This is a genomic window from Bradyrhizobium sp. ISRA436 (genome assembly GCF_029910015.1).
Classification (GTDB): Bacteria; Pseudomonadota; Alphaproteobacteria; order Rhizobiales; family Xanthobacteraceae; genus Bradyrhizobium.
Genome location: NZ_CP094519.1, coordinates 5086445 through 5111406, shown reverse-complemented (window position 1 = coordinate 5111406; position 24962 = coordinate 5086445). Strand labels below are relative to the sequence as shown.

At 62.7% G+C, this 24962-nt stretch carries 17 protein-coding genes and 1 pseudogene; 9 read left to right on the top strand and 9 right to left on the bottom strand.

From position 1 onward, the window contains the following. Nucleotides 1-69 precede the first annotated feature (69 nt). The 6 genes from MTX23_RS24000 to MTX23_RS23975 all read right to left on the bottom strand — a co-directional run bounded on the left by MTX23_RS24000 (nucleotide 70) and on the right by MTX23_RS23975 (nucleotide 8614). Nucleotides 70-873 (bottom strand): class I SAM-dependent methyltransferase, encoded by an 804-nt coding sequence (locus tag MTX23_RS24000; protein WP_280972646.1) that lies wholly within the window; start codon nucleotides 871-873, stop codon nucleotides 70-72. An 860-nt stretch (nucleotides 874-1733) separates the two neighbouring features. Beyond that, a complete protein-coding gene (locus MTX23_RS23995; protein ID WP_280972645.1) occupies nucleotides 1734-2834 on the bottom strand; it encodes a hypothetical protein in 1101 nt (366 codons plus the stop codon). 234 nt (nucleotides 2835-3068) lie between these two features. Continuing rightward, nucleotides 3069-3335, bottom strand: a complete 267-nt coding sequence (locus MTX23_RS23990; RefSeq protein ID WP_280972644.1) for a hypothetical protein — start codon at nucleotides 3333-3335, stop codon at nucleotides 3069-3071. 415 nt (nucleotides 3336-3750) lie between these two features. Continuing rightward, a protein-coding gene (locus tag MTX23_RS23985; RefSeq protein ID WP_280972643.1) for an IS630 family transposase occupies nucleotides 3751-4817 on the bottom strand; the annotation gives its coding sequence in 2 pieces (ribosomal slippage) (nucleotides 3751-4331 and nucleotides 4331-4817; 1068 coding nt in all). A gap of 364 nt (nucleotides 4818-5181) precedes the next feature. After that, on the bottom strand, nucleotides 5182-5610 hold the full coding sequence (locus tag MTX23_RS23980) for a heme-binding protein (RefSeq protein WP_280972642.1): 429 nt from the start codon (nucleotides 5608-5610) through the stop codon (nucleotides 5182-5184). Continuing rightward, nucleotides 5603-8614 carry an FAD-binding and (Fe-S)-binding domain-containing protein gene (locus MTX23_RS23975; RefSeq protein ID WP_280978165.1) on the bottom strand — a complete coding sequence of 1004 codons (3012 nt, stop codon included), beginning with the start codon at nucleotides 8612-8614 and terminating at the stop codon, nucleotides 5603-5605. Before MTX23_RS23975 ends, MTX23_RS23980 begins: the two co-directional genes overlap by 8 nt. 170 nt (nucleotides 8615-8784) lie before the next feature. On the opposite strand from MTX23_RS23975, the gene MTX23_RS23970 reads away from it, so the two are divergent. Together MTX23_RS23970 and MTX23_RS23965 are read left to right on the top strand one after the other, a co-directional pair. After that, on the top strand, nucleotides 8785-9981 hold the full coding sequence (locus tag MTX23_RS23970) for an aminotransferase class V-fold PLP-dependent enzyme (protein ID WP_280972641.1): 1197 nt from the start codon (nucleotides 8785-8787) through the stop codon (nucleotides 9979-9981). A 32-nt stretch (nucleotides 9982-10013) separates the two neighbouring features. After that, nucleotides 10014-10811 carry an enoyl-CoA hydratase/isomerase family protein gene (locus MTX23_RS23965; protein ID WP_280972640.1) on the top strand — a complete coding sequence of 266 codons (798 nt, stop codon included), beginning with the start codon at nucleotides 10014-10016 and terminating at the stop codon, nucleotides 10809-10811. Nucleotides 10812-10944: 133 nt separating this feature from the next. On the opposite strand, the gene MTX23_RS23960 is transcribed toward MTX23_RS23965, so the two are convergent. Both MTX23_RS23960 and MTX23_RS23955 read right to left on the bottom strand, forming a co-directional pair. Next, complete coding sequence (locus MTX23_RS23960; RefSeq protein ID WP_280972639.1) at nucleotides 10945-12276, bottom strand: acetamidase/formamidase family protein; 1332 nt, start codon at nucleotides 12274-12276, stop codon at nucleotides 10945-10947. 548 nt (nucleotides 12277-12824) lie between these two features. Then, nucleotides 12825-13579 (bottom strand): annotated as a pseudogene (locus MTX23_RS23955) (IS5 family transposase). Between the two features lie 1033 nt (nucleotides 13580-14612). On the opposite strand from MTX23_RS23955, the gene MTX23_RS23950 reads away from it, so the two are divergent. The 5 genes from MTX23_RS23950 (at nucleotide 14613) to MTX23_RS23930 (ending at nucleotide 19888) form a co-directional block, all read left to right on the top strand. After that, the gene (locus MTX23_RS23950) at nucleotides 14613-15557 is read left to right on the top strand and encodes a tripartite tricarboxylate transporter substrate-binding protein (RefSeq protein WP_280978164.1); all 945 of its coding nucleotides are present in this window, start codon (nucleotides 14613-14615) and stop codon (nucleotides 15555-15557) included. A 206-nt stretch (nucleotides 15558-15763) separates the two neighbouring features. Beyond that, nucleotides 15764-16639 (top strand): S-methyl-5'-thioadenosine phosphorylase, encoded by an 876-nt coding sequence (locus MTX23_RS23945; RefSeq protein ID WP_280972638.1) that lies wholly within the window; start codon nucleotides 15764-15766, stop codon nucleotides 16637-16639. Further along, a complete protein-coding gene (mtnA, locus tag MTX23_RS23940) occupies nucleotides 16636-17739 on the top strand; it encodes an S-methyl-5-thioribose-1-phosphate isomerase (protein ID WP_280972637.1) in 1104 nt (367 codons plus the stop codon). Before MTX23_RS23945 ends, mtnA begins: the two co-directional genes overlap by 4 nt. A 72-nt stretch (nucleotides 17740-17811) precedes the next feature. Continuing rightward, nucleotides 17812-18354, top strand: a complete 543-nt coding sequence (locus MTX23_RS23935) for a tripartite tricarboxylate transporter TctB family protein (protein ID WP_280972636.1) — start codon at nucleotides 17812-17814, stop codon at nucleotides 18352-18354. 22 nt (nucleotides 18355-18376) lie between these two features. Then, nucleotides 18377-19888 carry a tripartite tricarboxylate transporter permease gene (locus MTX23_RS23930; protein ID WP_280972635.1) on the top strand — a complete coding sequence of 504 codons (1512 nt, stop codon included), beginning with the start codon at nucleotides 18377-18379 and terminating at the stop codon, nucleotides 19886-19888. 3 nt (nucleotides 19889-19891) lie between these two features. Here MTX23_RS23930 and MTX23_RS23925 read toward each other — a convergent pair whose 3' ends face one another. After that, complete coding sequence (locus tag MTX23_RS23925; protein WP_280972634.1) at nucleotides 19892-21082, bottom strand: CoA transferase; 1191 nt, start codon at nucleotides 21080-21082, stop codon at nucleotides 19892-19894. Nucleotides 21083-21461: 379 nt separating this feature from the next. Between MTX23_RS23925 and MTX23_RS23920 the strand changes: the two genes are divergently transcribed. Both MTX23_RS23920 and MTX23_RS23915 read left to right on the top strand, forming a co-directional pair. Continuing rightward, nucleotides 21462-24128: a M10 family metallopeptidase C-terminal domain-containing protein gene (locus MTX23_RS23920; protein ID WP_280972633.1), complete on the top strand. Its 2667-nt coding sequence runs from the start codon at nucleotides 21462-21464 to the stop codon at nucleotides 24126-24128. Between the two features lie 125 nt (nucleotides 24129-24253). Next, on the top strand, nucleotides 24254-24922 hold the full coding sequence (locus MTX23_RS23915; RefSeq protein ID WP_280972632.1) for an acetyltransferase: 669 nt from the start codon (nucleotides 24254-24256) through the stop codon (nucleotides 24920-24922). Nucleotides 24923-24962: the final 40 nt, after the last annotated feature.

The window sequence follows — 24962 nt, the reverse complement described above, 5'->3', positions numbered from 1 at the left end:
GCCGACTGAAGCGATAAAAAGCGAGGCCCGCCGGTTCGCGCTGCCGGGCCGCCCCAACAAAATACTCCATTAAACCGAGATGCCGACACCGGCGCCGCGATACCAGTGGTCTTTTGGCTCTTCCGACAGGAAGACGAATTTCCGTCCCTCACGCACGGAGAATTCCGCGAGTTTCGACGTAACGTGTGAGTTGTCGCCGAGGATAATGGCGCTTTGCGAAAGTTTTCTCTTCACAACCTCATACTCAGCTGCTTCGTATTCTGCGCTGTGATCGCTATCGTTGATAAAAAGATCGATCGGTCCTTCCAGTTTTCTTAGGGATTCGATGGAGTCGCCGTAGAGGATTTCTCCATGCTTCGAGAACGGCTCCTGCAAATAGAAGCCAGCTTTCGGGTTGATGTCGGTGCCGTAGTAGCGCCCTGGATGGCCCTGCGTACTGTTGCGCATAAGGGCGGCGCAAAGAACTGTGGCGCCTAAGCCTTGGTCAACGCCGGTTTCGACGATCAGCTTTGGCTTTCGGATGCGCGCGATTGCATACCATACCATGCGTCGGCCGATGCTTTGATTGTCGTCCGTTCTGTAGCGTTCCGGATGTGACTCCCAGAGTCGAGCGAGATGATGCTTAAAGCTCTCGTCGTTCTCGATCTCGGCGAAGTAATCCGCAACTTCCGAATACGGAACATTCAGGATCGATGCGACGCTCGCGGCGAGGTTGATCTTGCATCCGTCGGTAATCGCATACGTAAAGTTCGCGTCAGCTCTGGAGGTGAAGATCCAGGAAACCCAACACTTCAAGTTAGGCCAGATATAGCGCCGGCCCGTTTGGATTGCCCTAAACGGCGTGTTGATGGCGGGGAATAATGGAAAATTCATGAGGAGCCGCTTGCTCCTGCTCAAAACAGAGTGGACTGACATCCTTAGCTCCGCACCGCCCCAGCTTTTGGGGCTGATTACAACCTGACGCAGACTCCTAGTCAACCAAGGCCTGTTATCTTCAGCAGCCCAGGGCGCTCGCGAGCTACTGCCAGCCGTGGGGGTGGACAACGCGAGTTTCGGCCTCGGCACCGCGAGGCGGGAAACTCTACGGTGGCTCACCTTCGCCGGTCGGCGGCAGCCACAACCCCCCGAAGAAGACGACCACCAGAACGATTCAGCCGACTGTCGTCACTGCATCCATGACCTGCCTCCTGTCGACCCTAAGCGGGAGGGTGCGAGTCCATGCCCGCATATTGGACATCTGTTGGACTCGACGGGGAGCGCGCGAGCTAAGCGATTGATTTTGTTGGCGCTCCCTAGCGGAATCGAACACTCTCTCCACCGTGAAAAACTCCAATTCTGTTTGGTCCAAAGTTCGGTCTCGCTGCAAGAACCGGAAAAAATCTAGCTTCCGGTGGTCCAAACTTCGTCCTCAGCGCAATCAACCGGGGACTCTGCTCATCGCCGGATGAAAGACGGGGCTCAGGCCATCCCTCGCGACACGGTCAGGACGGAGGTTTCATGCAGCGACTGAGTTCAGACTGTCCGCGGTTCAGGATTCCGCGGAGCGAGGCGATACTGGAGCCGGATGAGGCTTCGGCGATACTCCGGTTCAAAGAACTGGGGGCGCCCCTGGTTATCCGGGTGATGGGTTCGGTTTCATTCAGCTCAGTTCGAACAATCGTGAAGCTTCCGAAAAATCCCGTTTTGTTATCGCCAGGAAGGCGCCAAAAGGGTAGAAGCGGTCACGGCGCCGACTAGTTAGGAGGCAGCACGGCATCGACCCGGTGGCTGCGTCGCAGGCTGATGATAATCGTGCCGTTGCGGGTCGCAAATCTGGCACCCACGAGTCTCGGCACCTTGTCCGTCAGCGGCGACGGCAGCGGAATCATGCCGCCGGTGACGGGATCGCCGACATTGACCGCCGCGGCCGCCGCGCCCGCTGAGGGCGCGACCTTGATGTACTCTCTGACGAGCTGACTCTCCTCGCGAGACAGGCTGAGCGCGCTCTGCCCGGTGCCGGCATCCGGGGCCGCCTTATCAGCCTCCGCCTTATCCTGTGCGGCTTCCTGGTCGGCATCGCGCTTCTCGCTTTCGATCTGCTCCAGTTTGGCAAGACGATCTCGCAGCGGAGCTTGCTCCCGGCGCAACGTGGCGATGTCTGACTTCAGGGAGGACATCTGCCCCAGTGCAATCGCGGCCCCGATGCAGGCGACGAGCGATGTCAAGGTGAGGAACGCAAGGGCAGGCCCGATCATTCGTCCGCCCGCGGGTTCGGCTCTCTGCCCCGGGAAGCTGGTTGCCGGACGTCGCCGCCGTGCGCGCCCCATCCTCGGCAGGCTGGTGCGGATGAACCCGAGCAGAGTCGATAGTTGTGAGCCGCCCTGGTTGGCAGGTTGAATGGAGCCGAACGCCGGCCCGGGAAAGGCCGGGACATTCAGCAAGCCTGCGTCAGCGGCGCCGATCGGACGGTTTGAACCGTGCGTCGCATGTGCGGCCGCTGCCTCGCCCGTCGCGCCGGTGGCGTCGAGGTCGGTTTCCGAAGGCAAGGCGGCCCCGGCACGCGCGCCTGCTTGATGCGGTTCGGCGCGAGTGGCGTCCGTTTGCTCGGTCCGGTCCCCGCTGAATTCCTGCACGATACGGGAGGCTTCAAGCGAGCGCCACAGCGAGAGGCCGGCCGCAGTGATCTGCAGGCCGGCATCATTGATCGAAGCCCATCCCGATTGGAAGACATCGGCCTCGCCGAGCTCGGACGAGCGCGTCAACTGCGTGGTTTCGTCGCCCGCCGCGATCATTGCCCTGACCTCGCGGCTGACCTCATCAATCGCGATCCGTTGATCAGGCCTTGCGGCCAGCACACTCAAGATCGCCAGATTGAATTTCATGCGGCGCCTCGCGATGCCCGATCAACCTTTCCAATAGCCCGCCCTGTCGAGACCTGGCGATCCGCTTGGCTCCCGCCGGGCCGGTCGAAGCAGAGCCATGATACTGGCCGGAACGTCCGTCAGCCAGAGAGCCGGTCGGTCGTACACGGACAAATCCGAGCGCGCCAAGCTGCTCGACGAGATTCGTCCCGCGGACTGGCCGCGCGGTCAAAGGAAATCCCGAAGCCGGGACAGCTCGATGATGTGTTCCGGCGAGAGGATCTCAGGGATCAGCGGGGCTTGAGGCGTTGTCCGGATCTCATAGAGGTGGCGGGACTTCTTCGGCTTGGCAATGAATTCCTGAATGCATTCGTCGAGCGTGCCGTCCGAGATCATGTACGGTACGCGATCCTCGCGGCGCGAATTACTAAGCGAAGGCCATTTGTAGAGGCGCGCTGCAGCACCGAAGTTCAGTTGGGAAACGTCGTCAGACATGGGACACCGCAAACGGCAATTATTGAGCGGAGCGGCGGATCGCAGACAGATCTGTCGCGCATGTCGGCTGACGTTCCGCCGGCCGCAGCCATTTGGAGACGTGCAACGTCAGCAGTCCAATCAGGACGATGACGGTGACAACGAGCCTGGGCAAGAGATCGTCTTTCAAATTCGAGCTCCAAAAAACATTCGAGAACGCAATGAATAAAATCCGCAATGCAATACGCGCCGCCTGTTCTCGAGGCGCCAGCGGCGACCAAAGCCCGGCCGTCCGATCGCCCTGAAATCGGTCGATGCGGTCACGATCATGGCCGCACCTTCTTGCCAAAGTCTACACGCGGCTTGGTTTGCAGAGCAGCAAAGCGGAGCGACACCTGTTACGAATGGTTTGCGAAGTAATATAATACCAATGGCCCTAAGGATTGACTGTTGCCCAAGTGCGGCTTGTGATTGAGGCGATGCGATCTGGATCATTTGCGAAGAAGTTCCAGGCTTCGCAGGTCTTGGCGACGATATCGTCGTAGTCGTCGAAGACGGTGATGGCGAGCTTGTTGGCGCGCAGGTACTGCCAGACGTTTTCAATCGGATTGAGCTCGGGCGCATAAGGCGGCAGCTGTAACAGAGTGATATTTTCCGGAGCTCGGACGGTGCCGGCACTGTGATAGCCGGCGCCGTCGAAGACGAGAACGGCATGTGCGTCGGGTGCAACTTTGCGGCTGATTGCCTCCAAATGCAGTGACGTCGCCTCTGCATTTGCCGTCGGCATGACAAGACCCGCGGCGACGCCCCGTTGAGGACAGGCGGCACCGAAGAGATAAGCCCAATCGTAACGTCGATCGCGCGGCGCGCGAGGCCGTGAGCCACGCTTGGCCCACACGCGTGTCAGCGTGCCCTGCTGGCCGATCCGCGCCTCGTCCTGGAACCAGATTTCGATCGGCTTGCCTTGGGCGTGAGCGGGGAGCGTTGTCGTGAGGGTCGTAGCAAAGTTTTTTTGAACGCTTCCTGAGCCGCTTCATCGGCTTGCGGATGGCGCGGCCGCACCGAGAGCCGGCGGTACCCGAGCTTGGCCAGAACCTTGCCGACCGAACGTTCGTGCAGTTTGACGCCAAACCGCCGCTCAAGCTCGTCGCGCAAATCCACCCGCCGCCAACGTACGACCCCATGCTGCTCAGGATCGGGACCGGCCTCGACCAACGCGGCCAATTCGGCCTGCTGCTCTGTCGTCAGCCGCGACCGCGGTCCCGTCGGTTTGCGCGACCGCAGTCCCGCCAAGCCTTCGGCGTTATAACGATGCACCCAGTCCCGCAGGGTCTGACGATCCATCCCGCAACTTTCGGCTGCCTTCTTGCGGTCCGCGCCCTCCAGCACAAGCGCAAGCGCCAATATCCGCCGCGCTACCGTACTATTCTTCTCTCTGCGCGCCGCCTTCCGAAGCTCGCCCGCGGTCAAATCAAGCCGCGTAATCGCTACCGCTGCCCCCATCGATATTGCTCCTGTCTACGCAGCAACATCGATTCAGAAACTCACTGATTTGGGAATCCCAAATGTGAGTCAAATCCGGGGGGCGTTGGTATAAGTATTTGAAAGTGCAGAATTTTCTGCGTTAAAGGCTCCGGCGGCGGTTTGTCGCGATCAAGCAAATCGCTCAGCGAGCGCGAGAGCAGCGTGTGCATGAGAAGTGCCCCTGAGGCGCGAGAACGATCCTGCGACAGTCGGCGTGAATGGGCCATCGCCGCGCGTGGGCTGACGAGCGGCCTCAGTTGTTGAAGATGGCAGGCGTCTTTCAAGGACCGCCGGTGCAGCTGCGCACAACCAGTGACGCGTGTGCGAGCAAAATGCGGCACGGCTATCCTGCATTCGCCTTCAGTCCACCGGCCTCGATGCCGGCCACGGCGCAAGCCTCGTCATTGTCCGACGTGTCGCCGCTGACGCCGACCGCGCCGAGCAGAATGCTGCCATCGAGGATCAGGACGCCACCTGGGACCGGCACCATGCGCCCCTGCGCCAGCGTGTTCACGGCGTCGATGAAATAGGCCTGTTCCTGCGCGCGCTGGAACAGCGCCCGCGATCCCATTCCCATCGCCAGTGCGCCGTAGGCTTTGCCATGGGCGATCTCGGCCCGCATCAGGCTGGTGCCGTCCTGCGCGGCGGTGACCTTCACGGCGCCGCGGGCGTCCAGGATCGTGACCACGAGCGGCTTGAGCTTCTTCTCGTTCCCCTTGGCCAAGGCGGCATCGAGGATCTTGCGGGCGATGTCGAGAGTGAGCTCAGCCATGGGCCTCTTCCTTTGTCGGCGATATCTTGTCGGAATTGGACTTCGCACAATTAAGGCCTATCGCCAATACGCTGGCGACGTGGAGTGGCGTGCGTCCGCTGCCGTCCTTGATCTGGTGCCGGCACGAGGTTCCATCAGCCACGATCAACGTGTCCTGGTCCGCGCGCCGCACCGCCGGCAGCAGCGACAGTTCGGCCATATCGATCGAGGCCTGGTAGGTATCGGCGCCATAGCCGAACGCGCCGGCCATGCCGCAGCAGCTCGACTCGATGGTTTCAACGCGGAGGCCCGGCACGAGGCGCAGCACCTTCTCCACAGGTTTGAAGGCGCCAAACGACTTCTGGTGACAATGGCCGTGCACGACGGCCTTCTCGGCGACAGGTCCGAGCGGCAGCGCGAGGCGCCCGGCCTCCGCCTCGCGCACCAGGAATTCCTCGAACAGCAGGGCGTTGGCGCTGATCTTCTTCGCGGTCTCGTCCGAGCGCAGCGAAAGCAGCTCGTCCCGCAATGTCAGAAGGCAGCTCGGCTCGAGCCCGATGATCGGCACGCCGCGCGCCGCGAACGGCGCGTAGGTCGCAACCAGCCGGTCCAGTTCCGCGCGGGCCTGGTCGACCAGGCCCGCCGACAGGAATGTCCGGCCGCAGCACAGCGGCCTCGCGCCGTCGGACGGTCTGGGCAGATGCACGCGATAGCCGCCGGCGACCAGCACCTCGACCGCAGCATCGAGATTCTCCCGCTCATAGCTGCGGTTGAAGGTGTCGGCGAACAGGACCACCTCGCGGCCACCAGTCGGGCCGAACGCCTCGGCGTCAGGCCGGAACGTGTCGCGGCGAAACTCAGGCAGGCTGCGCCTGGCGCTGATGCCGGCAAATCGCTCGAACAGCATGCGCAACAGCACACTGCGGTTTCGCCAGTTCGCCAGCGCGGCGAAGCGCGATGCGATGTCGACGTAGCGCGGCAGATAGCCGACCAGCCGGTCGCGCAGCGATAGGCCGTGCTTGCTCGCGCGAGCCGCCAGCACCTCGATCTTCATCTTGGCCATGTCGACGCCGGTCGGGCATTCGTGGCGGCAGGCCTTGCACGAGACGCAGAGCTTCAAGGTCTCCATCATGGCGTCGGAGGCCAACGCGTCCGGGCCGAGCTGGCCAGAGATCGCGAGCCGCAGCGTATTGGCGCGGCCGCGCGTGACGTCCGTCTCGTTGCGGGTCGCCCGATAGGACGGGCACATCACGCCGCCCTCGAGCTTTCGGCAGGCCCCGTTGTTGTTGCACATCTCGACCGCGCCCTGGAAGCCGCCGCCGGCGCCGGGATAGGCCGACCAGTCGAGCACGGTCTTCAATTCGCCGACGCGATAATCCGGCGAGAGGCGAAACAGCGAGCGGTCGTCCATCCTGGGCGGATCGACGATCTTGCCGGGGTTGAGCGTGTTGCCGGGATCGAAGCGCTGCTTGACCTCGCGGAAATCGGCAACGATGCGCGCGCCGAACATGGCTTCGTGGAATTCGGAGCGCACCAGGCCGTCGCCGTGCTCCCCGGAGTGCGAGCCCTTGTACTCGCGCACCATCTCGAAGGTTTCCTCGGCAATGGCGCGCATTGCCTTGACGTCCTTTTCGAGCTTGAGATTGAGCACCGGGCGCACATGCAGGCAGCCTTCGGAGGCATGCGCATACATCGTGCCGCGCGTGCCGTGCTTGGCAAAGATGGCGTTGAGCCGCTGGGTGTAGTCGGCGAGATGCGGCAGCGGCACCGCGCAATCCTCGACAAAGGAGACCGGCTTGCCCTCCTGCTTCATCGACATCATGACGTTGAGGCCGGCTGCCCGGAAATCCGCGATGCCCGATTGCAGCGCGGGCTCGACGATCTCGACCACGCCGCCCCATTTGCGTTGCGGCTTGTCCCATCCGAAGCCGAGGTCGGCCATCAGCTCGCCGAGCTGCTTGAGGCGGGCGAGATTGTCGGCCTGATCCTCCTCGGCGAACTCGACCACGAGGATCGCGTCTGGATCGCCGCGCACCGCTGCCGAAATGATCGGCTGAAACATCACGATGTCGCCGCCGAGCGCGATCATGGTGCGATCGACCAGCTCGACTGCGATCGGCCGCAGCTTGACCAGATGCTGGGCCGCATCCATCGCCTCGTAGAAGCTGCCGAAATGGCAGACGCCGAGCACCTTGTTGCGGATCACCGGCCACAGCTTGAGCTCGACCTGCGTCGTGAAGGCAAGCGTGCCCTCGGAGCCGACCAGCAGATGCGCCATGTTGTTCGGTGCGTTGCGCGGCACCAGTGCGTCGAGGTTATAGCCGCCGACGCGGCGCTGCACCTTGGGGAATTTGTCCGCGATCTCGGCCGCCTCGCGCTCGCCGAGGTCGAGCATGGCGCGGAACAGCTTCACGCCATTGCCGGGCGCGTTCGCTTTGGCGAGATCGCGCGGCACCTCGCCGAAATGCAGCAGCGTGCCGTCGGCCAGCGCCGCGTCCATCGCAAGCGTGTTGTCGCGCATAGTGCCATAGCGGAGCGAGCGTCCGCCGCAGGAATTGTTGCCGGCCATGCCGCCAATGGTGGCGCGCGAGGCGGTGGAGACGTCGACCGGAAACCACAGCCCGTGCTTCCTGAGCTGTCGGTTGAGATCGTCGAGCACGATGCCGGGCTCGACCACGCAGGTGCGGTTTTCGACGTCGAGCGAGATGATTCGGTTCAGGTGCTTGGACAGGTCGACCACGATGCCGTCATTGACGGTCTGGCCGCATTGCGAGGTGCCGCCGCCGCGGGGGGTGACGATGCGCCCGTCGTCACGCGCAATCGCCAGCGCCCGCAGCGCCTCGTCGATGGTCCGGGGAACCACCACCCCCGCCGGCATGATCTGGTAGAACGACGCGTCGGTCGCGTAGCGGCCGCGGTTGAACGCATCGAAGAAGACATCCCCGGTGATCTCGCGGCGCAGACGGCCGGCGAGGGGGCTGCTGTCAGCCGAACTTTGCGATTTCTCGGCCTGCACTGCCGCCATTGCATTGGTCTCGTTGCTTGTCCCGCCTGTCTTGCCCGCCGGACTCAGGCTTGGCAAGGCAAAGCCCTGCTTTCTGTGCATTGACGATCCCCGCCGGGCGGGGGACAAGCCGACCAAATAGTGATATTCGAGCGGCTCGCGAAGCCAAGGCAAGACCGGGAAGGACGCCCATGACCGTGCATACTGGAAGGCATTTTCTGCAGATTCCTGGACCGACCAACGTGCCGGATCGGGTGCTGCGGGCCATGGATATGCCGACCATGGATCATCGTGGTCCGGAGTTCGCCGAGATCGGCTTTGCGGTGCTTTCGGCGATGCAGCGGGTGTTCCGCACCAAGCAGCCGGTGATTATCTATCCCTCGTCCGGCACCGGCGCCTGGGAAGCCGCGATCGTCAATACGCTGCAGCCGGGCGACAAGGTCCTGATGTGCGAGACCGGGCAGTTCGCCGTGCTGTGGCGCGGCATTGCCGACAAGTTCAAGCTCGACGTCGATTTCATCCCGGGCGACTGGCGCCATGGCGCCGATCTCGAACAGATCGAGGCTCGGCTCTCCGACGACAAGGCGCACAAGATCAAGGCGGTCTGCATGGTCCATAACGAGACCTCGACCGCCTGCGTCACCTATCCGCGCGACGTGCGCAAGATCCTGGACACCCTCAAGCATCCGGCGCTGTTGATGGTCGATACCATCTCCGGCCTCGGCTCGCTCGAATATGAGCACGACGCCTGGGGCATCGACGTCTCCATCGCTGGCTCCCAGAAGGGTCTGATGCTGCCGCCCGGGCTCGGCTTCAACGCCGTCTCGGAAAAGGCGCTGGCGGTGGCCAAGGCCAATCCGGGCATGCGCTCCTATTGGGATTGGCAGGAGGTCATCAACATCAACAAGGCCGGCACCTGGCCCTACACGCCCGCGACCAACCTGCTGTTCGGCTTGCGGGAGGCAGTGAAGATGCTGGAGGAAGAGGGCCTCGAGAACGTCTTCGCTCGCCACAAGCGCCACAGCGAGGCGACGCGCGCGGCCATCAAGGCCTGGGGCCTGGAGACGCAGTGCCAGGAGCAGGGCGCGCACTCGCCGGCGCTGACTGCGGTGCGCATGCCCGAAGGACATGACGCCGATCACTTCCGCAAGGTGGTGCTGGAGAATTTCGACATGTCGCTCGGCACCGGCCTGAACAAGGTCAAGGGCAAGGTGTTCCGGATCGGACATATCGGTCACTTCAACGACCTGATGTTGATGGGCACGTTGTCGGGCGTCGAGATGGGCCTAGGCCTTGCGAAGGTGCCGCATCGTAGTGGCGGCGTGGTCGCTGCGATGGAGTTCTTGAAGGAACGCGCGACTGCGCACACCTCGAAGGCCGTCGCCTGAGGCCCTATCACAAACAACAGAAGGAGCGAGACATGAACGCGCCCGCAACTCCGGCCGAAGACCTGATCTACTCCGTCGAAGACGGTATCGCGCGCATCACGTTCAATCGGCCGCAGGCCCGCAACGCGCTGACCTTTGCGATGTACGAGCAGATGGCAGCGATCTGCGAGAACATCAATCAGGACCATCAGATCAAGGCGCTGATCATGACCGGTGCCGGCGACAAGGCGTTCGCCTCGGGCACCGACATCTCGCAGTTCCGGGCGTTCAAGACCGCGCAGGATGCACTGGATTATGAGGCGCGGATCGACCGCGTGTTGGGTACGCTCGAGCAGTGCCGTGTGCCTGTGATCGCGGCGATTGCCGGTGCGTGCACCGGCGGGGGTGCCGGCATTGCCGCGTGCTGCGACATCCGGATCGGCACCGAGGCGACGCGGATCGGCTTTCCGATCGCGCGGACGCTCGGCAACTGCCTCTCGATGTCGAACATCTCGCGGCTGGTTTCGCTGATCGGTCCGGCGCGGACCAAGGATCTGATCTTCAAGGCGCGCCTGGTCGAAGCGCCGGAAGCGCTGGCGCTCGGGCTGCTGAACGAGGTCGTGCCCGATGTGGCGACGTTGCAGCGCCGCGCCGAGGAGACTGCGAAGCTCGTCGCCAGCCATGCGCCGATCACGCTCGAAGTGACCAAGGAGGCGGTGCGCCGCATCCGCCGTACGCTGTCGCGCGACGAGGGCGAAGACCTGATCCTGCGCGCCTATATGAGCGAGGATTTCCGCGAGGGCATGGACGCCTTCCTCAACAAGCGCACGCCGAACTGGAAGGGCAAGTAGCGCTAGAGGCGCCCGTCGCCATCTTCCCCTACAGGTCCGCTTTCGCGGGCGAAGCGGATATGGACCGGCAGCAAACTTGCCGAATCGGTCCAAGATAACCTACGACTGGAAGTCGTCGCTGCAGGCGCGCCCCTCACACCACCGTCATCTCGCGCCTGAGTTGGGGAGCGAAGATGGTCTTGGGTATCAGTGCGTGGACGCCGCGCACGATGTCCACCACCTGGGTCACGCGGAAGCTCACCGCGACGCTGCACAGCGCGTAGGCGTCGAGCTCGCTGATCTTTGCCCGGGCCGCCAGAAACTTGATGGCGTTGCGCGCTGCGAGAGCCATCGCTGCGTTCAGGTCCTTGTCGAGGCCGATAATAATCCAGTGTGCATCTGTCTCGGCGACCGGCCAGGCCAGGTTCTTCTGCTTGTGGAGAATAACCTGGATGCGCAGCTCCTTCATGCGTGTCTCAAGGGCTGTAAGCGAGATCTCGCCGTCGCCCTGCACCGCATGGCTATCGCCCGTATAGATCAGTGCGCCGGGCTTCCATACCGGGATGTAAAGCGTCGAGCCCTCGGACTGGTCGCTGAGGTCGAGATTGCCCGCGTGCGGACCCGGCGGCACCGAGCTGGTGACGCCGGGACTTACGGGCGGGAAATAGCCATCGGGTGGCGCAACGCCCAAGGTGCCCTGGAATGGCTTCAACGGAATGGTGATATCGGGCAGGAGCCTGGCCTTCATGGCACGCAGGTCGAGATCGACATACTTGACCTGGCCCTGAGCATAGTCCTGCGGCAGCAGGCCGGTTCCCAGCGCGCCGGGATTGTTGAAGACGGCACCCCATTGGTAGGGGCGGATCCGCTCGTAGCGGACCTCCAGCACGTCGCCCGGCTCAGCCTTGTTGACGGCGATCGGCCCGATGATCGAATGCGGTCCTTTACCCGGATTATCGACGCGCAGCTTAGCCAGCCTGTCGATCGTTACGCCCGGCTGCATTTCATTGAGGAAATGCGACCAGGTATCCGGAAAGCTGATGATATCGCCCGAATCGATGGTGAGAATGGGCGCCAGGTTGGCGTCGAACACACCGAGCCGCACCGTCTCCTTCGTCGAGGGAACCACGTGGACGCGGCCCCCACCATGGGATTGGCGCTTTAGAATTGCGCCGGATTCCTGCGCCCGCGCCAGCCTCGCGAACCATGGCTCGACCGCGGCGAGCGCACCCATGAAGCTGCTCGCTTGCAGGAACTTGCGGCGCCAATGGCCGCGCGCCGACAGATAGCCGTCGAGCGTCTCTTGTTCGACCTCGTCCATATGGAGAAGAGCGTCGCAGGCGCGATCATCGAAGGCGGCATCCTTGATGTCCTCGCGTATGATGCCCGTGCCCTTCTCGTCGCCGCAGCCGAAGAGATTGGCGCAGACGTGATGATCAGAGTGGTGGTGGGCGTGCTCACTTCCGTTGCCGTGGGTCTCGGACATGATGACCCCCAAGAAAGCGTCCGCGCGGTATGCCGCATCAATGGACCGCTACCCGCGCTCACTCGCGATCAAACAACCCGCCCTGGACACGCCACCCTGCCTGGTTCGACGGCCAGACCGCGGAATTGTCGCGGACCTCTGAAAAGTTCGCTTCACTTTGTCGTACGTACGAGAAAGACTTCAGTACCACGTTATTCGCTTGCCGTCGACATTGAGGTGGTCAACCCGTGGTCCCCGCTCGTGAGGCAATTTGCTGCGGTGCGCCGCATCCGGCGCAGGCTGTCGCGCCACCATGACGCGCGGGATGACGATCGCCCTTGGCACTGATTTGCCCGACGGCGCAAGCCCCCGGAGTGAAATATTTCTGTTTTCCAGAAGTGAAATTCGGTGTATAGATTTGGCCGTCTCACCCGCTTGAGGGGCGCTTCGTGATCGTCACGAGTGTTGGGTCGGGATGCGGTGGACGCCGCTGTCACGGCTGACGAGCGTGACTGCGGCGGACGGCGAAGTCGTGCAGGCCTGACGCCCTAACTAAGGTCCGGACTCAATCAGGTCCACCAAATGATAGCGGCAGCAAGATTGACGGCCGAGAGGAAGTTTCTGGCGAGCTTGTCATAGCGGGTTGCAATGCGCCGCCAGTCCTTGAGCCTGCAAAACATGCGCTCGACGAGGTTGCGCCGCTTGTATGCGGCGCGGTCGAACGGATGGAAGCGTTTTCGGGTGGGATTGTTTGGGATGACCGGGGTTGTTCCCCGTTCGATGAGGAATTGCCGCAGTTCGTTCGCGTCATAGGCCGTGTCGGCCGCACAGCAACGCGGTGGTGGCAGAGAGCTGAGCAGGGGCAGCGCCGCGCGGATGTCACCACGCTGACCTGGCGTTACTTCGAGCGCGATGGCGCGTCCGAGACTGTCGCAGACGGCGTGGATCTTGGTGGTCCTGCCACCGCGGGAACGACCGATGGCCTGAGCCTCCGCCCCCCTTTTCCACCGGCCGCCGCACGGTGCGCCTTGGCGGTCGTGGAATCGATGGCCTGGAAGTCGTCATCGGGCGACAGGCCCCGAAGTGCTTCGAACAGATTGCGCCAGACCTCGCGCCGCGACCAGCGGTTCCAGCGATTGTAGACGGTCGTGTAAGGGCCGAACACTGCCGGGCAATCGCGCCAGCGGCAGCCGGACTTCAACACATGGATGATGCCACTGATCACGCGGCGATCATCGACTCGACGAGCGCCGGGCTGATTTTGCGGCAGCAAGGGCTCGATTGCTGCCCACTGCCGATCATTCAACCAAAACTCGCCCGCCATGATCCAAGCCCCGCAAATGCAGAGCTTGAATCATATCTCCACGTAAAATTATACATCTGATTGAGTACAAACCTTAGTGGCAGGTGTCTCCTTGCAAAGCGCGAAGCGCTTTTGCAAAGACGGTGACAACAAAGCCCAGTCTCGCCGGGGAGAGCACGTATAAGCCGTAAAACCATCGCGCAGGGAAAGCCGGAGTGTTCTTCGGTCTCACCTGTGGTCCTACTTCCCGTGCTTTCCATTTGCACGGGACCCATGGGTGCGATCGGCACCCGGCTTTCCCTGCGCCCTCTGCTTCAAGAAGGGCGAAACGAAGTGCAAAGCTCGGACGCAACGCGCCGCGAGAACGCGAAGCCATATCTCCACGACTGTCACCGCCCGCGAAAGCGGGCGATCCAGTATTCCAAGGCAGCAGTGATTGACCCGAGATGCCGCAGCGTACTGGATACCCCGCATGCGCGGGGTATGACGGCGGGGCGGAGCGATAATGCTCCCCTGTCATTGCGAGCGACGCGACGCAATCCAGGGCTTTGCATATGCGGAGCGATGGATTGCTTCCGCCTTCGCCGAGGCTTCGGCGGACAAGTCGTCGCTTCAGCGCAAAATTGCTTTGCAATTTTGTCGCGAGCTTCTCGCAATGACGGGAGTGTGACGTTGGGCAACGCAACACACTTGCTGTCGTCCTGGCGAATGTCAGGACCCATTACCCCAAATGCTCATTGTTGCGCGACGCTGGGGCCACGATCCCGTTCACAATCAAATGCGGTGGTCATGGGTCCTGGCATTCGCCAGCACGACGATCGGAGAAATGGCGGGTTTAACTCCATCGCCGTTGTGCGCATTCCGTGGTTCGGTACGACGCGACTGCCTCAGTCCAAAGTCATAACCGATGCGGCAGTTCGCAGCTTGAACTCACACCCATTATCCGCACAATGGCCGTGGCCCGCCATTCTTGCAGGTTTTTGCTCAGCCGAACGAATAAATAGGGAAGAAACACGTGGGACAGATTGTGAAAGCCACCGCTGCCATCGCCGCCATGCTGCTTAGTGCGCCGGCCTTCGCCTGGGAGCCGACCAAGCCGGTCGAGATCGTGGTCGCGGCCGGTGCGGGCGGCGCATCCGACCAGATGGCGCGCATGATGCAGGCGGCGATCCAGAAGAACAATCTGATGAAGCAGCCGATGGTGGTGTCGCTGAAGGGCGGCGCGTCTGGAGCCGAAGCGCTGATGTACATGAAATCCAGCGAGGGCGATCCCAACAAGGTGCTGATCGCCTATTCGCTGATCTACATGCTGCCGCTGTCGGCCAAGATTCCCTTCAACTGGCGTGAACTGACGCCGGTGTCGGTGATCGCACTCGACCAGTTCGTGTTGTGGGACAATGCGTCCGGTCCCAAGACCGTCAAGGACTTCATCGCGGCGGCCAAGGCGGCGAGCGCGCCGTTCAAGATGGGCGGCACCGGCTCCAAGCGCGAAGACCACGTGCTGACCGTGTTCGTGGAGCAGAAGACCGGCGCAAAGTTCTCCTACCTGCCGTACAAGTCCGGCGGCGAGGCCGCCACGCAATTGGTCGGCGGCCACACCGAATCCAACGTCAACAACCCCAGCGAGAACCTCGAAGTCTGGCGGGCCGGACAGGTTCGTGCGCTCTGCGTGTTCGACAAGGAGCGCATCTCCTACAAGACCAAGGTCACCGACACACAGTCGTGGAACGATATCCCGACCTGCAGGGAGGAGGGGCTCGACGTGCAGTACCTGATGCTGCGCGCGATGTTCCTGCCGGGCAAGGTCACGAAGGAGCAGCAGGCGTTCTATGTCGACCTGTTCCAGAAGGTGACGCAGACGCCCGAATACAAGGAGTACATGGAAAAGCAGGCGCTGAAACCGATCTTCCTCACCGGCAAGGATATGCTGCAATTCCTTGAGGATGACGACAAGCAAAACGCCACGCTGATGAACGAAGCGGGGTTCGTCGCAAAGTAGCGGCCGACGCTGCGGTCCTGCCGGCACATGGCCTGAGCGGCCAGCTGTCGGCGGACTGTTGCTTTTTGTTTTGCCGTCCGGAGGAATTGCCCTTGCAAGCGGCGGACGCGCGGTGATTACTGCGCCGCAGTATTGGTCGAACGTCCGGCGTGCCCATCGGGCTGGGTCAACCCTCCGTCGCCGTTGCTGAACCGTGAGGAGCGATCATGGCCAAAGCCGTTCTCGGGATCATCGGCGGATCCGGCATCTACGACCTGCCCGGCCTGGAAAACGTTCGCGAGCAGGCGATCGAGAGCCCCTGGGGCGAGCCGTCGGCGCCGTTGCGGCGCGGCGAGATGGCGGGACTGCCGATCGTGTTCCTGCCGCGGCACGGGCCGGGGCATGCTCTGTCGCCCTCCGACATCAACTACCGCGCCAATATCGACGTCCTGAAACGGGCAGGGGTCACCGATCTGGTCGCGCTGTCCGCGTGCGGGTCGTTCAAGGAGGACCTGCCGCCGGGCACCTTCGTGCTGGTCGACCAGTTCGTCGACCGCACCTACAAGCGCGAGAGCTCGTTCTTCGGCAGAGGCTGCGTCGCGCATGTGTCGATGGCGCACCCGGTGTCGCCGCTTCTCGCGGCGCATCTTGCCGCCGCGGCCGAGGCCGAGGGCATCGCATTTGCGCGCGGCGGCACCTATCTCTGCATGGAGGGACCGCAATTCTCCTCGCTTGCGGAAAGCCTGACCTACAAGGCGCAGGGTTATTCGGTGATCGGCATGACCAATATGCCGGAAGCCAAACTCGCCCGCGAGGCCGAAATCTGCTACGCCAGCGTGGCGATGGTAACCGATTTCGACTGCTGGCATCCTGGCGGTGATGCGGTGACGGTGCAGGACATCATCCGCGTGCTCAATTCGAACGCGGGGAGAGCAAAGGCGCTGGTGGCGCGTCTGGCGCGGGATTTCCCGCGCGAGCACGAGCCTTGCCCGATCGGTTCGGACCGCGCGCTGGATGCCGCGTTGATCACGGCGCCCGCGGCGCGCGATCCCGCGCTTCTCGCCAAGCTTGATGCCGTTGCCGGACGGGTGTTGCGCACATGAAGGTGGACGGACAGCATTTTCGCAGTATTTGGCTCGAGCCCGACGGCTGGTCGGTCGGCGCGATCGACCAGCGGCGGCTGCCGCATGAATTCATCGTCGCCAGGATCACGACGACGGAAGAGGCCGGCGAGGCGATCCGCTCGATGCTGGTCCGCGGCGCGCCGCTGATCGGCGCAACCGCGGCCTATGGCGTGGCGCTGGCGATGCGCAGCGATACGTCCGATGCGGCCCTCGACCGGGCGGGTAAGATGTTGGCTGCGACCCGGCCGACTGCGATCAATCTGAAATGGGCGATCGACGAGATGCAGCGCGCGCTCGCGCCGCTTCCGGCCTCGGCACGGATGGACGCGGCCTATGCCCGCGCCCGCGCGATCGCCGATGAGGACGTTGCGATCAACCGCGATATTGGCCGCCACGGGCTTGGCCTGATCGAGGCGATCGCCGCAACCAAGAAGCCGGGCGAGCCGGTCAACGTGCTGACGCATTGCAATGCCGGTTGGCTTGCAACCGTGGATTGGGGCACGGCGACCTCGCCGATCTACCAGGCGCATGAGAGCGGCATTCCGGTTCATGTCTGGGTCGACGAGACGCGCCCGCGCAATCAGGGCGCCTCGCTCACCGCCTGGGAACTCGGTCATCACGGCGTGCCGCACACCGTGATCCCGGACAACACCGGCGGCCATCTGATGCAGCATCGGATGGTCGATCTGGCGATCGTCGGAACCGATCGCGTCGCCGCCAATGGTGACGTCTGCAACAAGATCGGGACCTATCTGAAGGCGCTCGCCGCGCATGACAATGGCGTGCCGTTCTATGTTGCGCTGCCGTCGCCGACCATCGACTTTGGTATCGACGATGGTGTCAGGCAGATTCCGATCGAGCAGCGTGCGGCCAGCGAGGTCACGCATCTGACCGGGCGCACGGCGGACGGACGGATCGAGACCGTGCGCGTGGTTCCGGACGGCTCGCCGGCGGCGAACTTCGGTTTCGACGTGACGCCTGCAAGGCTGGTGACGGGATTGATCACCGAGCGCGGCGTGCTCAAGGCGGATCGTGCTGCACTTGCGAGCGCGTTTCCCGAACGCTCCGGTGTTAGCTGAAGGCTGCATTGACGGTGATTGTATCAGCACGCTATCCCAATCATTGCCCTCGCAGCCCAGACCGTCTCATCCATGTCCAATACCGATCTTGATATCGTCGTCGACGATCCGACCGCGCCCGAGGACGACTCGCCCGCGGTTGTCAGCACCGGTGCCGTCGACGTCGTCACGTCGCTGCTGCTGCTCGCACTCGCCGTGATACTGGGGTGGGACAATTGGCGCACCGGCGCGTCGTGGGACTCGACCGGCCCGCAACCCGGCTATTTTCCGTTCTATCTCTCGGTCATTCTCGGCGGAGCCAGCCTCTATGGCCTCGGTGCGGCCTTTGTCTCGCGCCGTGAGGCCGCCGAGACTTTCGTCACCCGCGCCCAGCTTCGCCGGGTGCTGGCGGTGTTCGTGCCGACATTCCTGTTCTGCCTCGCCACGCAGTATCTCGGGCTCTATGTCGCGAGCTTTCTCCTGATTGCGGGCTTCATGCGCCTCGTCGGCAAGATCGCGCTGTGGAAGTCTCTCCTCACCGCCTTCGTCTTCACCGCGGTGATGTTCGTGACTTTCGACATCGTGTTTGACGTCATCATGCCGAAGGGGCCGCTCGAAGCCGCTCTGGGCCGCTAGCAAACCGACGGGATCTCAGGACATGGAAGCCTTCGGTCTCCTGCTGCACGGCTTCGCCGTGTTGCTGACGTGGAAGACGCTGCTGCTGATGATGGTCGGGCTGGTGCTCGGCATCTTCGTCGGCGTGCTGCCCGGACTTGGCGGTCCCAATGGCGTCGCGATCCTGCTGCCCCTGACCTTCACGATGGACCCGACCTCCGCCATCGTGATGCTGTCCTGCATCTATTGGGGCGCGCTGTTCGGCGGCGCGATCACCTCGATCCTGTTCAACATCCCGGGCGAAGCCTGGTCGGTCGCGACCACGTTCGACGGCTATCCGATGGCGCAGCAGGGCCGGGCGGCGGAGGCCCTTACCGCGGCGTTCACGTCGTCGTTCATCGGATCGCTGGTTGCGGTGGTGCTGATCACCTTCCTGGCGCCGATGATCTCGTCATTCGCGCTGAAGTTCGGTCCGCCGGAATTCTTCGCCGTCTATCTCCTGACGTTCTGCTCCTTCGTCGGCCTCGGCCGCGAGGCCAAGCACAAGACGGTGATCTCGATGTCGCTCGGGCTTCTGCTCGCCGGCGTCGGCATGGACACGGTCTCGGGGCAGTTGCGCATGACGTTTGGCTCCGCCGAACTGCTGCGCGGCATCAACTTCCTCGTCGCGGTGATCGGCCTGTTCGGCATCAGCGAGATCCTGCTCACGATGGAGGAGCGCCTGGCGCTGCGCGGACACGCCGCCGGCATCAGCCTTCGCGTCGTGCTCTCGGTGTGGAAGGACCTGCCGAAATACTGGGTGACGCTGGTGCGTTCGTCCTTCATCGGCTGCTGGCTCGGCATCACGCCGGGCGGCGCGATCGCGGCCTCCTTCATGGGCTACAATCTGGCGAAGCGCTTCTCCAAGGACCAGGCGAGCTTCGGCAAGGGCCGCATCGAGGGCGTCTTCGCGCCCGAAACCGCCGCGCACGCATCCGGTACGTCGGCGCTGCTACCGATGCTCGCGCTCGGCATTCCCGGCTCGGGCACCGCGGCGATCCTGCTCGGCGGCCTGATGGTGTGGGGCCTCAACCCGGGGCCGCTGCTGTTCGTCGAGCACAAGGATTTCGTCTGGGGCCTGATCGCCTCGATGTATCTCGGCAACGTCGTCGGCCTCGTGCTGGTGCTGACCACGGTGCCGATTTTCGCCTCGATCCTGCGCGTGCCGTTCGCGGCCGTCGCGCCGATGATCGTGGTGTCCTGCGCGATCGGCGCCTACGCGATCCAGAATGCGATGTTCGACATCTGGCTGATGCTGGGCTTCGGTGTCGTCGGCTATGTCTTCAAGAAGATCGGCATCCCGCTTGCGCCGTTCACGCTGGCGCTGGTGCTCGGCAATCGCGCCGAGGACGCGTTCCGTCTGTCGATGATCGGATCGGGCGGCGACATGAAGGTGTTCTGGTCGAACGGGCTTGTCGGCACGATCACGACGCTCGCGATCGTGCTGCTGTTCTGGCCTTTGATCGACAGGGCCTTTGCCGGCGTCACGCGCTTGGTGCGGCCGGCAAGGGCGTAAGGGTTAGACCACCTTGCGCTGCCGCAGTTCGGCGATCTCGTCCTTGCCGAAGCCGAACTCGGCCAGCAATTCCTCGGTCTGCTCGCCGAACTCCGGCGGCCGCGCCGCCATCTTGCTCGGCGTCCGCGACAGCGTCACGGGTTGTCCGACGAGCTGAATGTGCCGGTTCTCGTCATTGGGCACGTGCTGCGCGATGCCGAGATGCTTGACCTGGGCATCCTCAAACATCTGGTCGATCGAATAGATCGGCCCGCAGGGCACGCCGGCCTCGTTGAGCTCGCGGACCCAGGTCTCGGTCGATTTCTTCTCGGTCAGCGTGTTGATCTTCGCGTTCAGCGCATCGCGGTTCTTGGAGCGCGCCGGCGCGGTTGCGTAATCGGGATCGGTGATCAGCTCCGGCGCGCCGATCGCCTGGGCGCAGCGTTCCCAGATCCGCCCCCCCGTGGTGGCGATGTTGATGTAGCCGTCGGAGGTCTTGAACACCCCGGTCGGGATCGAGGTCGGATGGTTGTTGCCGGCCTGCTTGGCCACTTCCTGTTCCATCAGCCAGCGCGCGGCCTGGAAATCCAGCATGAAGATCTGGGCCTGCAGCAGCGAGGTCTGGACCCACTGGCCTTCGCCGGACACGTCCCGCTCGAGCAGTGCGGTGAGGATGCCGATCGCGCAGAACAGCCCGGCGGTCAGGTCCGCCACCGGGATGCCGACCCGCATCGGGCCGCCGCCGGGCGCGCCCGTGACCGACATCAAGCCGCCCATGCCCTGCGCGATCTGATCGAAGCCGGGGCGCTTGTGATAGGGGCCATCCTGTCCGAACCCGGAGATGCTGCCATAGACGATGCGGGGATTGATCTTGCGGATGCTCTCATAGTCGATACCGAGCTTGAACTTGACGTCCGGCCGGAAGTTCTCGACGACAACGTCGGCCTGCTCGGCCAGCCGCTTGAACACCTCGAGCCCCTTCGGATCCTTCAGGTTGAGGGTCATCGCGCGCTTGTTACGGTGGAGGTTCTGGAAGTCGGATCCACCGCGCGGACCTCCCGGCTGCTCGCCGCCGTCTTCCAGCAGCGCATCGATCTTGATCACATTGGCGCCCCAATCCGCGAGCTGACGCACGCAGGTCGGCCCCGAACGAACGCGGGTCAGATCCAGGACGGTGAAGCGGGACAGGGCTTGGGACGCGCGAGGAAAGGGCATTGAGAACACCTCTTGTTTGGCGGGCCGTTCCGGATTCCGGCCTGTCTGGCTTAGACAATTTGGCAGGGCATTCCAACCGCTACCCAAGGGCTGGAAACGAGTGGCCTGCCGGAGCGACGGTTCCGATCGGGAACGCGCCGTGGCCAGCACGATATCCGCAAATCCACGGTGCCGTCGACCCGGGGGATGGTCGCTGTTCCTGCCGGCGATCCTTCTCGGAGATCATCGCGTTTTGGGCGGACATCTTAATGGTTTGCCAATGACGCTTCCGCAAGATTGCCGCAAACGACAGCGTGTTATCCTGTATCGGTTCGCCAGCCGATTCATCCAGGGCAACTAACTTCCAGGTACGGTCGGTGTGATGCGAAAAGGCCATTCGTTGTCCGATGATCTCGGCATTTTCCCTTTTGATGGTTGGGATGGCCCGGGATTGCCGACGTCCAGTGCCATAGCGGCTGGCCCGGCTCTTCTTAGCGATCCCGGCGATCAATATCCGCTGGCCGCGAGTTCAGCGAGCACCCCCACGAACGCCAGCTCTACCAAGCCGGTGGCGACGATCGCACAGCTTGCCGATTACCTCGTCAACGGATTCTGGGCCTACAACAACACGATCGCCCATCATTGGGCCTCGAATACGATCACCTTCAACATCAGCGCCCTGAATGCTGCCGAGCAGGCGCTCGCGCTGTCTGCGCTCGAAGCCTGGCACGAGGTCGCGAACGTGAGCTTCGTTCAGACCAGCGGCAGTGCCAACGTCACGTTCATCGACACTGGTTCGATGACGGCCGTGACCAACGCCGACTGGAACAGCTCGGGCATCATGAGCTCCGCGACGGTCGACATCAGCTCGGACTGGATCACGACCGACGGCGGTGCCTACGACGGCAAGACCGGAATCGACAGCTACGGATATCAGACCTACATCCACGAAATCGGTCACGCACTCGGCCTCGGCCACCAGGGCCCCTACAACGGCAGCGCGAGCTATGCAACCGACGCGATCTACGCCGACGACACCTGGCAATATTCGATCATGTCGTACTTCTCGGAGGATAATTACTCCGGAAGCTCGTACCGCTACGTCGTCACGCCCCAGATGGCCGATATCTATGCCGTGGACTCGATCTACGGCGCGGCGACCACGGCGCGGACAGGCAACACCGTCTACGGTTTCAACAGCAACGCGGGCGCGATCTTCAACTTCGCCAACTACAGCCAGCCGCCCGCTTTCACGATCTATGACAGCGGCGGCAGCAATACGCTCGACTGCTCCGGATACTCCGTCGCGCAGGCCATCGACCTGCATCCCGGCGCCTTCTCCTCGATCGGCGGCCTGGTCCACAATATCGGGATCGCGACCAACACGATCATCGAGACGGCGATCGCCGGCAGCGGCAACGACACGCTGATCGCAAACGACACCAGCTGCACGCTGGTCGGCGGTGCGGGCAGCGACACCATGATCGGCGGAGCCGGCGCCGACCGCCTGGTCGCCGGCTCCGGCGTCGATACCATGACGGGGGGTGCGGGCGCCGACACTTTCGTGTTTGCGACCGGGGACGTGACCCCAGCCAGCGGGACGCATGATCTGATCACGGATTTTATCTCGGGCCTGGACAAAATTGATCTGAGCGGCATCGGGACGTTCGACTTCATCGGGCTGTCACCCTTCGACCATAAGACGGACGAACTCGACTACAGCTACAACAGCGCGCTCGGCGTGACGGTGCTCCAAGGCGACAACAATGGTGACGGGACCCCCGATTTCACCATCGATTTGACCGGCAATGTCGCGATCAAGCTGGCTGATCTGATCGGAGCCGTGGCGGTTTCAGTCACCGCTCACCCGCTCAATGTCGTGACCGGCGCTGCTTACGCCATCACATCCGGCCTTCTAAGCGCAAGCGATAATGTCAGTGCCGCACAGCTGCAATACACGATTGTGAATGCACCTGAGCATGGCGTGTTGTTGCTGAACGGGTCGGTCGCGACGTCATTCACGCAGCAGGATGTCAACGACGGGCTCCTGACTTACCACGAGACGGGCCTCGGCGTATCCTCGGACGGTTTTCAGTATTCGGTCTCGGACCCGTTCGGAGTGACGTCCGGGTTGCTTTCATTCCAGGTCAACATCGATACAAGCAACGCCAGTGCGAATTATGCGACCGGCTTGTTCAATACTGGTAACCAGAGCGACATCCTTTGGTACAATGACAACGGAGCTGTGTCGCTCTGGAATGACGGACAGTCGAGCGGCGCACACTGGATCGCCAATCCCGGCACCGTTGCCAATACGTCCCATGTAGCCGGAATAGGTGACTTCGACGGTAACGGCCAGAGTGACATCCTGTGGCGCGACGACAGCGGCGCGGTGTTCATCTGGGACAATGGCCAGCCGAGTGCCAGCCACACGGTTGCGGCTGCGGGAGCCGTACCCACCAGTTGGCATGTTGCGGGCGTTGGCGATTTTGACGACAACGGTCATTCGGATATCTTGTGGCGGAACGATGATGGCACGGTCTCCATTTGGGATAATGGCCAGATCAGCGGTGCTCACTGGATCGCCAATCCGGGCGTCGTTCCCAGCAGTTGGCATATCGTTGGTGTCGGCGATTTCGACGGTAACGGCCATTCGGATATTCTATGGCAAAACGACAACGGCGCGGTGTCAATCTGGGATAGTGGCCAGATCAGTGGTGCCCATATCATCGCGAGTCCCGGCGTTGTTCCGAGTAATTGGCACATTGCCGGCATCGGTGACTTCGACGGCAATGGTCATTCGGATATTCTGTGGCAGAACGACAATGGCGCGGTCTCGATTTGGGACAATGGCCAGATCAGCGGTGCCCACATCATCGCTAATCCCGGCGTTGTTCCCAGTAGTTGGCACATTGCCGGCATCGGTGACTTCGACCGCAACGGTCATTCGGATATTCTGTGGCAAAACGACAATGGTGCGGTGTCGATCTGGGATAACGGACAGCTAGCCAACGCTCACTTGATATCCAGCCCCGGCCTGGTGCCCGGGACATGGCATATTGCCTAGGATCTTGAATAGTGTCAGGTGATTGCGCCACAATCGGCGCTTCGCGCGCAACCACCATTCATGGTTTTTCGTGCATGGCGTTAGGGTCGCGAGAGGATATAAATGTCAGGTCCGGAGGCATTTCTTTGAAGGCGCGCCGCATTGTCATCTTCGGAACCGGAGAGATTGCCGAGCTTGCCGACTTCTACTTCACCGAGGATTCCGGCTTCGAGGTCGCGGGTTTCACCGTTGACGGCGCCTTCCTGACGGAGAACGAATTTCGCGGCCGGCCGGTTGTTGCGTTCGAGGAGGTCGTCGAGAGATTCGCGCCGGATCAATTCGACATGTTCGTTGCGGTGAGTTACGCGAAGATCAATACGATCCGGGCCGAAAAGGTGGCTGATGCGCGGGCCAAGGGATACGAACTCGCGACCTACGTGAGCAGCCGCGCGACCGTCTTTCCCGGATTTACGCCGCAGCAAAACTGCTTCATCCTGGAAGACAACACCATCCAGCCCTTCGCGAAGATCGGAGCCAATGTCACGCTGTGGAGTGGCAATCACATTGGCCATCACTCCATCATTGAAGACGACGTGTTCCTTGCATCGCATGTCGTTGTGTCGGGCGGCGTGAAGATCGGTCAAGGAAGCTTCGTCGGTGTCAACGTCACGATCCGCGATCATGTAACGATCGGCAAGAAATGCGTTCTGGGCGCGGGCGCGCTGGTTCTGGAGGACCAGCCCGACTTCTCCGTGGTCGCGGCGCGCGGAACGGAACGCTCGCCCGTGCCGAGCACGCGGCTGAGAAAGCTGTGAGGCGCCGAAATGCCTTGGCGTCGTCTCGGTTTGGTATTCT

Excerpts from the sequence above, each read along its gene's own strand:
- MTX23_RS24000 (WP_280972646.1), bottom strand. The coding sequence starts at position 873 with ATGAATTTTCCATTATTCCCCGCCATCAACACGCCGTTTAGGGCAATC.
- MTX23_RS23990 (WP_280972644.1), bottom strand. The coding sequence starts at position 3,335 with ATGTCTGACGACGTTTCCCAACTGAACTTCGGTGCTGCAGCGCGCCTC.
- MTX23_RS23980 (WP_280972642.1), bottom strand. The coding sequence starts at position 5,610 with ATGGCTGAGCTCACTCTCGACATCGCCCGCAAGATCCTCGATGCCGCC.
- MTX23_RS23975 (WP_280978165.1), bottom strand. The coding sequence starts at position 8,614 with ATGGCGGCAGTGCAGGCCGAGAAATCGCAAAGTTCGGCTGACAGCAGC.
- MTX23_RS23970 (WP_280972641.1), top strand. The coding sequence starts at position 8,785 with ATGACCGTGCATACTGGAAGGCATTTTCTGCAGATTCCTGGACCGACC.
- MTX23_RS23965 (WP_280972640.1), top strand. The coding sequence starts at position 10,014 with ATGAACGCGCCCGCAACTCCGGCCGAAGACCTGATCTACTCCGTCGAA.
- MTX23_RS23960 (WP_280972639.1), bottom strand. The coding sequence starts at position 12,276 with ATGTCCGAGACCCACGGCAACGGAAGTGAGCACGCCCACCACCACTCT.
- MTX23_RS23950 (WP_280978164.1), top strand. The coding sequence starts at position 14,613 with ATGCTGCTTAGTGCGCCGGCCTTCGCCTGGGAGCCGACCAAGCCGGTC.
- MTX23_RS23945 (WP_280972638.1), top strand. The coding sequence starts at position 15,764 with ATGGCCAAAGCCGTTCTCGGGATCATCGGCGGATCCGGCATCTACGAC.
- mtnA (WP_280972637.1), top strand. The coding sequence starts at position 16,636 with ATGAAGGTGGACGGACAGCATTTTCGCAGTATTTGGCTCGAGCCCGAC.
- MTX23_RS23935 (WP_280972636.1), top strand. The coding sequence starts at position 17,812 with ATGTCCAATACCGATCTTGATATCGTCGTCGACGATCCGACCGCGCCC.
- MTX23_RS23930 (WP_280972635.1), top strand. The coding sequence starts at position 18,377 with ATGGAAGCCTTCGGTCTCCTGCTGCACGGCTTCGCCGTGTTGCTGACG.
- MTX23_RS23925 (WP_280972634.1), bottom strand. The coding sequence starts at position 21,082 with ATGCCCTTTCCTCGCGCGTCCCAAGCCCTGTCCCGCTTCACCGTCCTG.